We start from the raw sequence: 15,550 nt of genomic DNA, 5'->3' as shown, positions 1-15,550 counted from the left end.
CATGAAAATAATCTGTATTGGTAGAAATTATTCGGAACATGCTAAAGAATTAGGAAACGAAATTCCCGATAAACCTGTGATTTTCATGAAGCCCGACACGGCTGTTTTGAAGGGAAATGATTTTTATATCCCCGAGTTTTCCAACGATGTTCATTATGAAGTTGAAGTGGTTGTGAAAATTTCAAAAGGTGGAAAGTACATTCAAAAAGAAAACGCCGCTAAACACTACGAAGAAATCGGTTTGGGAATTGATTTTACCGCACGTGATTTGCAATCGGAACTGAAATCAAAAGGTCTTCCCTGGGAACTTGCCAAAGGTTTTGATGGTTCCGCAGTTTTAAGTCCATTCTTTCCTAAAGCCAATTACGATTTAGAAAATCTTTCGTTTTCATTGTTGAAAAATGGAGCAAAAGTTCAGGATGGAAATACGATGCGAATGATGTTTAGTATGGATTCTATCATTGCTTTTGTCTCACAGTATTTCACATTACGTGTTGGCGATTTGATATTTACAGGAACACCAGCCGGTGTTGGAAAAGTTGATGAAAAGGATATCTTGCAAGCCTTTCTTCAAGACGAAAAAGTATTGGATTTACGGGTTTTATAAATCCGTAACTGCTTTTCCAAGTTTATAAACCGTTCCTCGAAACGACGCTACTAAATCGTTGTTTTGATTGGTGATTTTAATATCATAAATCCCCGTTTTTCGGGTATCAGAAACCAAAATACTTTCCGCTCTCAACGTATCTCCTTCGCGAACCGCTTTGGTGAAATTGATTACGCAATTAAGCGCCACAGAAGCATCGTTGGTATTGTTTGAAGAGAACGCCAAAGCCGTATCTGCAAAGGCAAACGTAACACCGCCGTGAACCGTTCGAAGTCCGTTGATCATTTCGGGACGAACAGGCATTTCTAGTAAGCAATATTTCTCGGTTACATCGATAATTTTTACGCCCATCCATTGGGAAAAAGCGTCTTGATTCAGCATATATTGAGCAAGCTCTTTCGGATTCATTGTTTGTTTTTTGTAGATTTTTGATACTTAATTTGCTAGTTTTCGAAGCAAAGGACTTTGTCTGTATCGTTCTTCTTGATAGGTTTCGTACAGATCGTGAAGTGTTTTTGAAATTCGATCAAAACCAATTTCTTCGCCCCAAGCCAATAAGCCTTTTGGATAATTAACACCTTTCATCATCGCCAAATCCAAATCTTCATCCGAAGCGACTTTCAAACGTTTTGCTTCAACTGCTTCGTTAATTAACATCGCTATAATTCGGTTGAAAATCTCTGTGTACAACTTCTCATTCGTGTCCGGAATTGGGTTTTCTGCGTTTTCTGCATAATTGTAAAATCCGCGTCCGGTTTTTCTTCCCCACAATTTTGCTTCACTCATGCGCTGCTGAAGCAAACTCGGTTGGTATTTTTTATCGTAAAAATAGTCTTGATAAACGGTTTTGGTAACCGCAAAATTTACATCAATACCAATTAAATCCATCAACTCAAAAGGTCCCATTTTAAAATTCCCAAGACTGCGCATCGCATCATCCACTTGTTCTGGAGTAGCGATTCCCTCCTCTACAATTCGTAAACCTTCACCGTAAAAAGGTCGCGCAATTCGGTTGACAATAAAACCGGGAATATCTTTCGCTAAAACGGGAACTTTACCCCAATCTGCCATCAATTGAAGCATTTCAGAACTTAATTTAGTATCCGTCAACAATCCTGGAATAATTTCTACCAATGGCATTAATGGCGCTGGATTGAAAAAGTGAATTCCAATAAAACGTTCTGGTTTTTTCAAACATGAAGCTAAAGACGTGATTGAAATCGACGAAGTATTGGAAGCTAAAATGCAAGTTTCCGAAACCAAAGATTCCAACTCGGTAAAAACTTGATACTTGATTTCTTTATTTTCAACAATGGCTTCAATAATCAACTCGCTTTGAGCCAAATCCGATAAACTCGAACAAAAAACACAATTAGAAAGAATAGAATCACCTTGCTCTTGAGAAATTTTTCCTTTCGAAACCAACTTCTCTATCGTTGATTGCAATCCAAATTTTGCTTTTTCCGCTTGTTGAGAATTTGCATCAAAAATAGTTACGAAACAACCGTTAGTTGCCGCCACTTGAGCGATTCCTACCCCCATTGTTCCCGCTCCTATAATTCCTACTCTTTTCATATTCTAGATGTTAGACGTTAGATATTAGATATTAGACTAATTTCCAACCTCTAAAATCTAAGTTCTGAAAGATTTATTTCCCTTTAAATTCAGGTTTTCTTTTTTGTAAAAAGGCGGTTACACCTTCCATAAAATCTTCTGATTTAGCAGCTGCTTGTTGCCATTTTGCTTCACCTTCCAACTGCTTATCTAACGAATTTGAATACGATTCGTTAAACGCTTTTTTCGTAATGCTAATTGCTTTCGTAGGCATATTTGAAATTCGAGTTAAGATTTCGATCGAATTTTCAGCAAAGGTTTCGTCTTCAAAAACCTCAGCAATTAAACCCATATTTTTAGCTTCTTCAGCACTTAATTTCTTTCCTGTGAAAGCCAAATAACTTGCTAATTGTCTACCCAACAATTTTGGTAAATAATACGTTCCCGCTGTATCGGGAATCAGTCCAATATTTACAAATGATTGTGCGAAATACGAACTTTTTGTTGCTAATGTAAAATCACAAATCAATGCTAACATCGCTCCAGCTCCAACGGCAGCTCCATTTACCAAAGAAATAACTGGTTTACGACACTCCACAATGGATTTCACCATTGGATTGTAGTAATCTTCAACAATTCGAACAATGACCGCATCATCATTTTTGGCATCCATATTTAGAGCTTCACCTAAATTCTGCCCTGAACAAAATGCCCTACCACGTCCTGAAATAGCAACACAACGCACCGTTTCATCATTAGAACATTCATCAAAAAACTGTTTAAGCTCCTTTAACAAAGGCTTGGTGATCGCATTCATGATCTCCGGTTGGTTGAGATACGCTATTTTTAATTTCCCCTCTAAATGGGTTTCAATTTCGAATTGATTATACATAATTTAATTTTTTTCTAATGGCATTTAAAATAATCAAAAGGCTCTAAGCACGATTCACATTGATACGAAGCTTTACACAACGTAGATCCAAAGCGGCTAATCATCTTGGTTTGTGGGGATTGACAACGAGGACAAAGAACAGGCTTTTCCCAATTTTCACCCTCTTGATCAGGCGGCGCAATCCCGTAAACGCGAAGTTTTTCTCTTGCCTCTTCTGTAATCCAATCCGTTGTCCAAACTGGAGAAAGTTGCGTAATTACTTCCGCAACCAAACCTTCCTTTTTTAACAAACTCACGATATCTTCTTCAATGGAATACATCGCTGGACACGCCGAATACGTTGGTGTTATCCAAATTTTCACATCCCGAGCATCCACATATTGAGCATCGCGAACAATCCCCAATTCCACAATATCGATAACCGGAATTTCAGGATCGGGAATGGTTTTTAAAAGCTCCCAAAGATCTTTCATATTCTGATTTTTCACTACCAAGCGCAGCCTGGATATGCTCTTTGCATGTATTGTAATTCGCAAAGGATATAGCCGAAATATTCTGTATGAACTCCTTTTCTACTTCCTTTTTGCATAAATTCATCTTCAGGAAGTGCAATTCCAAATTTTAAGAAATCCGATTTTACTTGATTCAACCAAGCTGCTTGCAAATCTGTTGGATTTGGAACTATATCTAGTTTTACTAAATCTTCTTCACCTTCCGTTGTATCAAACAAACCACCGGTATATTCCCACAAATTCTGAATACCTTTTTCTAAGCGCAATTTACTCTCTTCGGTACCATTAGAAAAAATTTCTACCCAAGATTTAGAATGCGTGTAATGGTATTTTACTTCTTTTAGAGATTTTTCTGCAATCGCAGCGAGTTGCTCATCAGTACTATTCATCAAATTTCCATAAACAATCTTCTGAAAAACACTAAAAAAATAGACTTTCAAGATGGTTTGTGCGTAATCTCCATTTGGAAATTCAACCAATTGAGCGTTCAAATACTCGTGTTCGTATCGTAGAAAAGCCAAATCATCTTCCGTCTTTCCTTCTGTAAACTGTGTTGCGTATTTATAGAGATTACTTGATTGGCCCAAATAATCCAAAGCCACGTTCGTAAGCGCGATATCTTCCTCCAAATACGGACCTTTCCCGCACCATTCTGCCAAACGCTGACCCATAATCAGGGTATCATCCGCTAATTTTAGTAAATAGTAATATAATGGATTCATTTTTTCTTTTTTGTATCATGTAAAATGTACTATGTACAAAGTACGTTTTACCTTGTACGTAGTAAATTTTACAAAAGATTACATATTTTTTACGTCGTTTGGAATTTGATAAAAGGTTGGATGACGGTATAATTTGTCATCAGCAGGATCGAAAAAAGCTTCTTTATCAACTCCTTCCGAAGTCACAATATATTGACTAGGCACCACCCAAATGGACGTTCCTTCTTTACGTCTTGTATACACATCACGTGCATTTTGCAATGCCATTTCTGCTGTTGGAGCTTGTACGGTTCCTGCATGCTTGTGAGAAAGTCCTGGTTTTGTTTGAATAAAAACTTCCCACATATCTAAGTTTGCCATATTAAAATTTGAAAATTTGTGAATGTGATAATGCGATAATTCATTTTCAAATTAACTCATCATCCAATTAACTCATTATTTACACTTCTTCTTTCTTTTGATTTTTGGAAAAGGCTAAAGCCGCTTCTTTCACCCAAGAATTTTCTTGTTGCGCTTTAACTTTCGTTTCCAAACGTTTTTTATTGCATGGCCCATTTCCTTTAAGCACTTCCATGAATTCATCCCAAGGTAAGTCGCCAAAGTCATAATGACCACGTTCTTCATTCCACTTTAAGTTTTCATCTGGAATTTTCAAACCCAAGAATTCGGCTTGAGGAACGGTAACATCAATAAAACGTTGTCTTAAATGATCGTTACTCTCTCTTTTTACACGATAGTTCATCGATTTTTGAGAATTTGGAGATGCATCATCATTTGGCCCGAACATCATTAAAGCTGCCCACCAGAAACGATTTAACGCTTGCTGAGCCATTTCTTTTTGTTGTTTGGTTCCACGGCAAAGCGTCATCAAAATTTCATATCCTTGACGTTGGTGAAACGATTCTTCCTTACAAATACGAACCATCGCACGAGCATACGGACCGTAGGAATTCCCCATCAACATCACTTGATTCATAATTGCGGCGCCATCTACCAGCCAACCAATCGCACCAATATCTGCCCAACTTAACGTTGGATAATTGAAAATACTAGAATATTTCGCCTTACCTTCAAGCATATCGTTGTAAGCTGCATCTCGATCCGCTGTAATGGTACCGTTTCCTAAGGTTTCGGTCGCCGCATACAAATACAAACCATGTCCCGCCTCATCTTGAATTTTCGCCAAAAGAGCCATTTTTCTCCTCAAAGAAGGCGCACGGCTAATCCAATTGGCCTCCGGAAGCATTCCAACAACCTCTGAATGTGCATGTTGCGAAATCTGACGAACTAACAATTTCCGATAATCATCGGGCATCACGTCTTTCGGCTCGACTTTATTTTCGGCCTGAACGTATTCTAAAAACTTATCGTGATCCATTCTATTTTTTGGATTTCTAAATTAAATGCGACCGTCATGCAGGTCGTCTTTCAAATAAATACCGATTGTCGCATCTGCAAACTCACCCGCAACAAACTGTACCGACTTTTCAGGAGTTTGAATTTCATATTCTTTGAAAAAATAAATCTGCCCTTCTTGCGGACATAAAACTTCTACTTTACGATCGGAGCAATGCCAATAATAATTCCAAATATTGAGTCCACTTACTCGAAACTCTTTGTCAACTTCAATAAACGAAGCAAATTTCCATTTATTCATCGGATTAAATTTTAAGAGTTAAACCTTTTCTAAGTTACCAATAAAAATGCAAATAGGATTTTTTGTTGATTTGCTAATTCGTTGATTCGTCAATGATCTTACCAATAAATAGCAACATAAAGAACTTCACACATTTACAAATTAACAACTTCACGCATTCACACTCCACTAAACATCGTAGTTCAACATGACGATATTCGTTACAGGATGGCATTGACAAGTCAGTACAAAACCGCGCTCCACTTCATCTTCCGTTAAAGCAAAATTCTTCTCCATAAACACCTCTCCTTCCATCACTTGCGCTTTACACGTACAACAAACTCCGCCTTTACAAGCGAAAGGAACAGGCAATTGATCTTTCAAAGCCTTATCCAAAATACTTTCCTTTTTGGAATTTAAATGGATATTATATTCGTCGTCATCGATAATCAAGGTTACGAAACTTTCGATGTTCGGTATTTTCTTGAATTCTTCACTTTTCTCTGCATTTTCTTCATCATCTGGTGGTGTATAATATTCATACATCACTTGCAATGACGGCACTTTCTTCTCTTCTTTCAGAAATGTACTGATACTTTTAATCATATCCGTTGGCCCACAAATGAAAAACGTTGCTTCTTGCGCCGGAATCTCAGGAAAAAACTCGAGCAAAGCATTCAATTTTTCGGCTGAAATTCGACCTTCAAACAATTCATTTTCAATATGTTTCTCACGAGAAAGCAAATAAACTACTTTTAAACGACCTTGAAACTTTTCGACCAATCCATCTATACGCTCTTTGAAAATAATTTGATTCGTGCTTTTATTGCTAAAAAAAAGATATGCTGAACTTTTTGGTTCCTGATATAAACCTTCGACAACGTTAGATAAAACAGGCGAAATACCACTTCCCGCAGCAATTCCTACATAAACCTTTTCGTTTGAAGGGTGATAATGCGTGTAAAAATGACCTTGCGGCGCCAAAACTTCTAACGTTTGATTTTCAACCAAATGATCATTCAAAAAAGAAGAAACCACTCCATTTTCAAGTTTTTTAACCAAAACTTCTACCAATTGGGACGATTCCGAAGGTGCGTTCACAATAGAATATGACCTACGCAAATCTTCCCCATTTTCAAGGTGTCGCACCGTTAGGTATTGACCTTGCTTGAACAAAAAAGCATGTTTAAGCTCTTGTGGAATTTCAAAACCGATATGTACGCAATCGTTGGTTTCTTTGATTAATTGAGCCACACGAAGTGGATGAAAATGCTGCATGAAAATTTCTATTAAGTGCTGATTCCAAATATAAAGATTAATCAGTTAAGTAGAAAACCAAAATTTAATTCAGTAAAACAAGTCAATAAAGCATATCAATTTCACTTAAAAATCAAAAATTAAGAAATTTTGTCATATTCAAAATAAATGTTTTTAAAAATTTCGGAATTTTTGACATAATTATGGGTTTTAATTCGAAAAGTATAGTTTTTGCAATTCTATTTTGCAAATACATTAATTTAGAAAATACCAATTACATATATGAACTTAAATCAATACACAGTAAAATCGCAAGAAGCCATCCAAGCTGCACAACAAGTAGCAATGGAGTTTGGCAACCAACAGATTGAACCGCAACATCTTTTGGAAGGAATCTTCCAAGTGGATGAAAATATATCGCCTTTCCTTTTGAAAAAATCCGAAGCTGACGCCGATTTGGTAAGAGCCAGAAACCGCGAAAGTATTGAGAAACTTCCAAAAGTTGAAGGTGGAAACATTTATCTTTCTCAAAACGCAAATAAAGTTTTGCTGGACGCACCGAATATTGCTAAAAAAATGGGCGACGAGTACGTTACCATTGAGCATCTTTGGCTGTCTTTAATTGAAGTAAATTCTCCCGTATCACAAATGTTAAAAGACATGGGCGTTACAAAAAGCCTTTTGGAAGGCGGAATTAAAGAACTTCGTAAAGGTTCGAAAGCGACATCTGCAAGTTCTGAGGAAACCTATCAAAGTTTAAATAAATACGCAAAAAACTTCAACGAACTCGCTGCTGAAGGGAAATTAGACCCAGTGATCGGTCGTGACGAAGAAATTCGTAGAGTTTTGCAAATTCTTTCAAGAAGAACCAAGAATAATCCGATTTTAATTGGAGAACCTGGTGTTGGTAAAACAGCGATTGCAGAGGGAATTGCGCATAGAATTATTTCTGGTGACGTTCCTGAAAATTTGATGGACAAAACCCTTTATTCACTGGATATGGGCGCTTTGATTGCTGGTGCAAAATACAAAGGTGAATTCGAAGAGCGTTTGAAATCAGTGGTAAATGAAGTAACGAAATCGGACGGACAAATTATCCTTTTCATCGATGAAATCCACACTTTGGTTGGAGCTGGAGGTGGCGAAGGCGCGATGGATGCAGCCAATATTTTGAAACCCGCTTTGGCAAGAGGTGAACTTCGCGCAATTGGCGCAACAACTTTGAATGAATATCAAAAATATTTTGAAAAAGATAAAGCCCTTGAAAGACGTTTCCAAAAGGTGATGGTGGAAGAACCAGATACCGAATCTGCGATTTCGATTTTGAGAGGTATTAAAGATAAATACGAAGCGCACCACAAAGTTCGCATCAAAGACGAAGCGATTATTGCGGCTGTGGAAATGTCTCAGCGTTATATTTCTGACCGATTTTTACCAGATAAAGCCATCGATTTGATTGATGAAGCTTCTGCAAAATTGAGAATGGAAATCAATTCAAAACCAGAGGAATTGGATGTTTTAGATAGAAAAATCATGCAAATGGAAATCGAATTGGCGGCTATTTCGAGAGAAGGCAACCAAACGAAAATCGACCATTTAAAAGAAGATTTGTCGAAAATTACGGAACAAAGAAATGATATTAATGCAAAATGGTTAAAAGAGAAACAAAAATCTGAAGATTTAACCAACATTAAAAAAGAAATAGAAGCTCTGAAATTGGAAGCTGAACGTGCTTCAAGAGCTGGCGATTACGCAAAAGTTGCTGAAATACAATACGGAAAACTTCGCGAAAAAGAAGATGAACTTCAAAAGGTGGAATTGGAAATGCAAAACCATCAAAATGAATTAATTAAAGAGGAAGTAACTTCTGAAAACATTGCGGAAGTGATTGGAAAATGGACTGGAATTCCGGTAACCAAATTAATTCAATCCGAAAGAGAAAAATTATTGCACTTGGAAGACGAATTGCACAAACGTGTGGTTGGTCAAGACGAAGCGATACAAGCCGTTGCAGACGCCATCCGAAGAAATAGAGCTGGATTAAGCGACGATAAAAAACCAATTGGTTCGTTCTTATTTTTAGGAACAACGGGTGTTGGTAAAACCGAGTTGGCAAAAGCCTTGGCGGAATTGCTTTTCGATGATGAAAACAATATGACGAGAATCGATATGAGCGAATATCAGGAGCGTCACAGCGTTTCTCGTTTGGTTGGTGCGCCTCCAGGATACGTTGGTTATGATGAAGGCGGACAATTGACCGAAGCCGTGAGAAGAAGGCCTTATTCTGTGGTGCTTTTGGACGAAATCGAGAAAGCGCATCCCGATGTTTTCAACACATTGTTGCAAGTTTTGGATGATGGTCGATTAACCGATAATAAAGGACGTGTCGTGAATTTCAAAAACTCGATAATTATTATGACTTCGAATTTAGGTTCGCATTTAATTCAGGAAAATTTCGAAAAATTAGATGATAACAATTTTGATGAAGTTCTTGACAAAACGAGAGAAGAAGTTTTTGACCTTTTAAAACAAAGTTTAAGACCGGAATTCTTGAATAGAATTGATGAAATTGTACTCTTCCAACCTTTAACCAAAAAGAATATCGGAAAAATCGTACAATATCAATTGCGAGGTTTGAATGCGCTTCTTGCACAAAGAAACATTATGATGACCGCAACTCAAGACGCTTTGGATTATTTAATGAACAAAGGTTACGACCCAGCTTTCGGAGCAAGACCTTTGAAAAGAGTCATTCAACAAGACGTTTTGAACAAGTTGTCTAAAGAAATCTTAGCCGGAAATGTAAACGACGGCGACAGAATCACCATGGATTTCTTCCCTGAAAGTGGTTTGGTTTTTAGACCGACTGAAAAGTAACAAAATACTAACAAAAGTTTAACTTTAGTTAACATAATAAGGCACGATATTCGCCTTTATAAAAGAGATAAATTTAATTTCATTATTTGTGTTTTTAACCCTGAGTTCTCCTGAATTCAGGGTTTTTCATTAAATAGTCTTCCAAATAATGGTCGAAAAAAAACCTTCGAAAATTCTTCGGAGGTTTTTATTTACTTAATCTCTATTTTTCACTAAGAGCCATCCGGTTCTTTCTGAACCGTTCCCAAAATCCAAATGATACCAATACGAATCCGAAGGAACAGACCTATTCTGGTACATTCCGTTCCAAATCATTGTATTTTCCTTAACGGAAGAAAACATTGTTTTCCCATGCCGATCTGATATCGTAAGTGTTGCATTGGGATAATCACTAATAAAAGGAATTGAAAAAACATCATTCTTCCCATCGTTATTAGGAGAAATAAAATTTGGAACCGAAATAACGGTTGTTTCTCCAACTGCAATGCATGTATTCAGTTGCGATTTGACGTAAACTTTATATTTCCCAGATTTAAGCGAATTAAATTTTGGCGAATCTTGCCATTTAACACCATCCATGGAGTATTGATACGGTGGCGTTCCTCCAGTTGCGACAACTTCAATAAACGAATCTCCACTTATTATTTTAACGAATTCTGGTGTAACTCCAGACTTCACTTCATAATCAAATATTGCAGAACATCCATTTGAATTCGAAACTTTGACTTTATAAACTCCCCTTTCTGTAACTTGTAAATACCTTGAAAAAACAGGTGTATCGAGCAACCATTCGTACGATGCAAATCCAGCTCCCGCATCCAACGTAACAAGATCTCCATCGCAAAGCGATGCTTCCAACGATGTATTCGGAACCGGTGCAGGAACAACAGTGACTTTGACTTCACTTCGTAAACCTTCACAAAATGTATTTTGAGAAACCCAATACGAAGTAACACCCGGTTTACTCGTATCTATAATTGGCGTCTGCATGTAAACCGAACCTCCAGTCTGATGCGTGTACCATCTTAAATTAGTTCCAGTTGCTGTAAGAACTGGAGCAACATCACCTTGACAGACTGTAATATTTGAAGCCGTAGGTTTTGGTGGAACACTACCAATATTAACAAATATCTCTTGCCGAGGACTTTCACAACCGTTTAGCGTTTGGCTAATCCATAAACTGTAGTTATCAAGCTTCGAAGTATCTACAATAGGCGCCGTAAAAGAACCATCATTAGACGTTTCCGTGGAATACCATTTAATATTATGGCCACCTGTAATTACATCTGCTGAACCTATACAAAAATTAAAGGTTTTTTTATCCGGCTTTTCAGGATACCCTAAAACCTGAACCGTAGAGGGTTCTGACGCAATACGACAACTAGCTGAAAGTATATTTGTTTGCTCAGCCACAACATAGCGGTATTGATCTCCATTTTGATACGACCCAGAACTTACCGCGAACTTCGAATCTGTTGTTGGACCAGTCACATCTTGCCAAGTTTTTCCATTATCGGTGCTTTTTTGCCAAATATATCTAAGGTCCGTAAATGCAGAAGATGGAACATCCGCTTTCATCTCAAAGCTAGCCGTATTATCGCACACACCTGAAAAAACAGGCTTATCCGCAGAAAGTGACACCGCCGCACCACACGGACTAAAGGTAATATCATCAATAGCCAAATCATTTCCAATTCCTCCAGCTGCATTATTTATCAAGACCACATCAACATCGCCTGAAGTTACTGAAGATCGGAAATCAATATAATAATTTCGCCATTCTTGATCCTCCGCAATATCACCCGTACTTACTTCACCCAACACCGCTCCCGAACTACTCAAAATCCGCATCGTTACATTGGGTTTTATCTGATTAAAACCAGGTTGAATTAAGTTTAAAATATATGCCGAAAACCGATATACTTGATTTGGACAAAGTGTAGACACTCTCCTTCTGTAGAATTCGCCAGCTGTATGACTCGCATTAACAACAAGCATATTCCCAGACCGACCAGCATCATCTACCGTGTTATCTTCCATACTCACCCACGGCCAACCACTATACTGTTGAGTAAAATTCGTGATCGTATATTGTCCATCATCAGGTGGAAAATTAGATGAATATGTATAAGATGTAGATGCTGGCGCTTGCAAAGGTCCTGAAATAACCTGACTAGAAGTCGCAACTGAGCCAAAATCTTCCTTGAAAACAGGATCTCCAAATGAACCACCGCACAATTGAGCCTTGGATAAAAATCCAAAACTTAACAAGATCAACAACAAGAATAATTTTGTTTTCAAACCGAATAAAAATATAAAAAATAAATTTACTTAGTAAATGTAATTTCTGCTAGGACAGGGAAATGATCCGAAGGATATAGATTATTACTTCGACGGTCGTTAATCGTACGATTCGAAAGCACGGTAAATCCTTTTACAAAAATATAATCAATACGATCTTTCGCAATGGTATTGACATCAAACGCTTGCCATGTTGCTTTTGGACCGTAATGCGGTGTTTTAGAATGATAGAAAGAATCATCCAAAGATTTTGACATAATTTGAATAGGCTCCGTATCTTCTGTCAAATTGAAATCCCCTGTTAGAACCAAAGGATAACTTTTGGGATTCATCTTTTTGATACGCTCCAAAATCATTTGGGAAGATTTTACGCGAGCTACATTTCCCACATGGTCAAAATGCAAGTTCAACGCCCAAAATTTTTTTCCTGTTTTGGAGTCTTTAAACAAACCATAGGTACAAATTCTTGGATAAGCCGCATCCCAACCTTTCGATGGAACATCTGGCGTCTCACTTAACCAAAACGTACCCGATTCTAAAACCTTTAATCGATTTTTATCATAAAAAATAGCGGAATATTCCCCAGCGTCTTTCCCATCATCACGACCGACTCCGATATAATCATAATTGGTTAGTTTTGCTTTTATATCACGCATTTGCTGTGGAAGCGCTTCTTGAACCCCCATAATATCTGGATGATAATACGCCATTAACCCCATCGCATCGTCTTTTCTCTTCGTCCACGCATTTTCTTTATCCGAATCCAATGACAAACGAATATTAAACGTCATCACTTTAAACTGTTGCCCAAACAGCATTGGAACCAACCCCAACATAACAATAGAAAGATATTTTCTCATAATTTTAATTTGAAAACCAAAGGTAACAAACAATTCCTAACGTAAATAAAAAAACCGACAGTTTCCACTATCGGTTTTTTTTATACTTCGTTTCTTTTTATTCGCGGGTAAACGTTACCGTTTTTCCACTTTGCGTGATATCAAAACTCTTTTTGTCTTTTGCAAATTTGATTTCGATTCCTGCTAAACCGAAGGTAAATTTCCCTTCACCCTCATACGTCAATGGGAAAAAATCTTGTCCTGTAGCTTGAGCCATCAATTGATTATTTTCTTCTTTTAGAGTGAATTTAACAGGAACTCCTTTCGATGCATACGAACCAACATAGTCTTTTAAACTGATTTTTTCTGCATTGCCCGTAAGGCTATATGTGTTGTTTCCAGGGTTTGCATCGGGTAAACTTTTCTTAGGATCAATAGTCACAGACGCAATTTCTTTCGTTGTAGGAAGTTTAAATTTCCACTCGGTGTTACGTTTCCAAACTTCGACAGGAAGTTTTGCTGTTTCTTTACTACCATCTTTGAATTTAATTTCCAGCTCCATTGGCATTGGAAGTTTTCCAATATTCTCTACGGAATATGTTGAACCTTGCTTGTAATCACCATTAACGTATGATACATTCGTTATTGCTTGATCAATTTTCCAACGGTTAAGGTACCAGCCTCTCCAGAAATAGGATAAATCTTCGCCCGAAACATTCTCCATCGTACGGAAGAAATCATCTGGAGTTGGGTGCTTATAGGCCCAACGCTTGATATATTCTTTAAACGCTTTGTCGAAAACCTCTTTCCCTAAAATGTTATCACGTAAAATCTGCAATCCCGCTCCTGGCTTATAATAGGCTAACGCTCCTAAATTGGATTCTTTCATATTATCAGGAGCCGTTTCCACCGCTTCAAAACGTGGATTGTTAAAGAAAAACGACATCGATTGCAATGGTTGATCATGATGATATTCTCCTTTGTTGAAATTTTCTGTAGAAATTCCGTTAATAAAGGTGTTGAATCCTTCATCCATCCACGCATGCATTCTTTCGTTGGAACCCACAATCATTGGGAACCATATGTGTCCAAATTCGTGATCCGTAACTCCCCATAAATCCTCCCCTTTTGAGTTCATGTGGCAAAAAACAATTCCCGGATATTCCATTCCGCCCGCATTTCCTGCTACGTTAGTCGCCGCTGGATATGGATACTCAAACCATTGTTTTGAATAATGCTCGATTGATGCTTTTGTATATTCTGTTGAACGTTCCCAACCATTATTTCCGTTACTCTCAACTGGATAAGCCGAAATCGCCAATGATTTTTTTCCTGATGGAAGGTTAATTCGCGCCGCATCTAAAATAAATGCCGCCGAAGATGCCCATGCAAAATCACGCGAATTATCCATTTTATATTTCCAAGTTTTCGTTCCTGAAGCTGTTTTTGGACCATTATCCACTTCAGCAGCTGAACGAATCATCACGGTTTTCTCACTATTCTTCGCTTCGTTCCATTTTTTAACTTGATCGGAAGTGTACACATCTTTTTCGTTCAGTAATTCACCCGAAGCGACTACAAAATGGTTGGACGGAACGGTAAATTCTGCTGTAAAATCTCCATACTCTAAATAAAATTCCCCTGCACCAAGGTACGGAAGGGTGTTCCAACCCATCACATCATCATAAACACACATTCTTGGATACCACTGGGCAACGATGAAAATTTTCCCGTTTTTCGTTTCTTGAACGCCCATTCGATCCGATCCATAATCTGGAGAAACAAATGAATAATTGATTTTCAAATTAACAACGCCACCTTTTGCTTTCAAATCTTGTGGAAGATCAATTTGCATTCGAGTGTCTGAAATTCGATACGTTGGATTAACTTTTGTTTTTTTACCATTCAAGGTTGTAATTTCAATCGAAGAAATCGTGTAACCACCGTCAAAAGCTTGACCTTTGGCTCCATTTCTACTTCCTCCCATTGGGATTACTGAATTTCCTCGCGAATCTTTTTTAAATAAATTCTGATCTAATTGCAACCATAGAAATCCAAGATTATCGAAACTATTATTGGTATACGTAATTTCTGTACTTCCCGTGATTTCTTTTTTCTCATCGTTCAAAGTCGCTTTCAGCTTATAATCGGCTTTATTTTGCCAGTAGTTATGTCCTGGCTGACCACTTGCAGAACGGGTTTCCGTTGCAAATGTGGAATAAATGGGTTTAAAAGCCTCCGTGTAGCTATATTTATCCGCTTCTTGAGCCGAGATATGACTAAACGAAAAAGCAAAAATCAAAAACGATGCTGCAATTTTCAAATTTTTCATAAACTTACTTTTAGTATAGGT

General features: G+C 37.6%; 14 protein-coding genes. 2 read left to right on the top strand and 12 right to left on the bottom strand.

The annotated features are described in order from the left end of the window. The first annotated feature begins 1 nt into the window (after position 1). Complete coding sequence (locus tag AC5XHR_RS10355) at positions 2–607, top strand: fumarylacetoacetate hydrolase family protein (protein ID WP_495950716.1); 606 nt, start codon at positions 2–4, stop codon at positions 605–607. Here AC5XHR_RS10355 and AC5XHR_RS10350 read toward each other — a convergent pair. From AC5XHR_RS10350 to AC5XHR_RS10310, 9 genes are all read right to left on the bottom strand, one after another. Next, positions 602–1,015, bottom strand: a complete 414-nt coding sequence (locus AC5XHR_RS10350; RefSeq protein ID WP_495950715.1) for a PaaI family thioesterase — start codon at positions 1,013–1,015, stop codon at positions 602–604. The two genes, AC5XHR_RS10355 and AC5XHR_RS10350, sit on opposite strands and share 6 nt — an antisense overlap. A gap of 27 nt (positions 1,016–1,042) precedes the next feature. After that, positions 1,043–2,182, bottom strand: coding sequence for a 3-hydroxyacyl-CoA dehydrogenase NAD-binding domain-containing protein (locus tag AC5XHR_RS10345; protein ID WP_495950714.1), 1,140 nt, complete (start codon positions 2,180–2,182; stop codon positions 1,043–1,045). A 73-nt stretch (positions 2,183–2,255) separates the two neighbouring features. After that, complete coding sequence (locus tag AC5XHR_RS10340) at positions 2,256–3,053, bottom strand: enoyl-CoA hydratase/isomerase family protein (RefSeq protein WP_495950713.1); 798 nt, start codon at positions 3,051–3,053, stop codon at positions 2,256–2,258. Positions 3,054–3,067: 14 nt separating this feature from the next. Beyond that, complete coding sequence (gene paaD, locus AC5XHR_RS10335) at positions 3,068–3,526, bottom strand: 1,2-phenylacetyl-CoA epoxidase subunit PaaD (protein WP_495950712.1); 459 nt, start codon at positions 3,524–3,526, stop codon at positions 3,068–3,070. A gap of 14 nt (positions 3,527–3,540) precedes the next feature. After that, a complete protein-coding gene (gene paaC, locus AC5XHR_RS10330; protein ID WP_495950711.1) occupies positions 3,541–4,287 on the bottom strand; it encodes a 1,2-phenylacetyl-CoA epoxidase subunit PaaC in 747 nt (248 codons plus the stop codon). Between the two features lie 78 nt (positions 4,288–4,365). Further along, positions 4,366–4,647: a 1,2-phenylacetyl-CoA epoxidase subunit PaaB gene (gene paaB, locus AC5XHR_RS10325; RefSeq protein ID WP_495950710.1), complete on the bottom strand. Its 282-nt coding sequence runs from the start codon at positions 4,645–4,647 to the stop codon at positions 4,366–4,368. 79 nt (positions 4,648–4,726) lie between these two features. Continuing rightward, positions 4,727–5,665 (bottom strand): 1,2-phenylacetyl-CoA epoxidase subunit PaaA, encoded by a 939-nt coding sequence (gene paaA, locus AC5XHR_RS10320; RefSeq protein WP_495950709.1) that lies wholly within the window; start codon positions 5,663–5,665, stop codon positions 4,727–4,729. A gap of 21 nt (positions 5,666–5,686) precedes the next feature. Beyond that, positions 5,687–5,944, bottom strand: coding sequence for a hypothetical protein (locus tag AC5XHR_RS10315; RefSeq protein WP_495950708.1), 258 nt, complete (start codon positions 5,942–5,944; stop codon positions 5,687–5,689). A 168-nt stretch (positions 5,945–6,112) separates the two neighbouring features. After that, the gene (locus tag AC5XHR_RS10310) at positions 6,113–7,201 is read right to left on the bottom strand and encodes a 2Fe-2S iron-sulfur cluster-binding protein (RefSeq protein WP_495950707.1); all 1,089 of its coding nucleotides are present in this window, start codon (positions 7,199–7,201) and stop codon (positions 6,113–6,115) included. Between the two features lie 261 nt (positions 7,202–7,462). Here AC5XHR_RS10310 and clpB point away from each other — a divergent pair, with 261 nt between their 5' ends. Beyond that, entirely contained in the window at positions 7,463–10,057 is a 2,595-nt protein-coding gene (clpB, locus tag AC5XHR_RS10305; RefSeq protein WP_495950706.1) for an ATP-dependent chaperone ClpB, read from the top strand. A gap of 195 nt (positions 10,058–10,252) precedes the next feature. Here the strand turns inward: clpB and AC5XHR_RS10300 are convergent, their stop codons facing one another. The 3 genes from AC5XHR_RS10300 to AC5XHR_RS10290 form a co-directional block, all read right to left on the bottom strand. Next, positions 10,253–12,358: a T9SS type B sorting domain-containing protein gene (locus AC5XHR_RS10300; protein ID WP_495950705.1), complete on the bottom strand. Its 2,106-nt coding sequence runs from the start codon at positions 12,356–12,358 to the stop codon at positions 10,253–10,255. A 26-nt stretch (positions 12,359–12,384) separates the two neighbouring features. Beyond that, the gene (locus AC5XHR_RS10295; RefSeq protein WP_495950704.1) at positions 12,385–13,218 is read right to left on the bottom strand and encodes an endonuclease/exonuclease/phosphatase family protein; all 834 of its coding nucleotides are present in this window, start codon (positions 13,216–13,218) and stop codon (positions 12,385–12,387) included. A 97-nt stretch (positions 13,219–13,315) separates the two neighbouring features. Next, positions 13,316–15,529 (bottom strand): M1 family metallopeptidase, encoded by a 2,214-nt coding sequence (locus AC5XHR_RS10290; protein WP_495950703.1) that lies wholly within the window; start codon positions 15,527–15,529, stop codon positions 13,316–13,318. Between the last annotated feature and the right edge of the window lie 21 nt (positions 15,530–15,550).

The organism is Kaistella sp. CFF1-2 (assembly GCF_059509915.1).
This window is presented reverse-complemented; position numbering and strand designations above follow the sequence as displayed.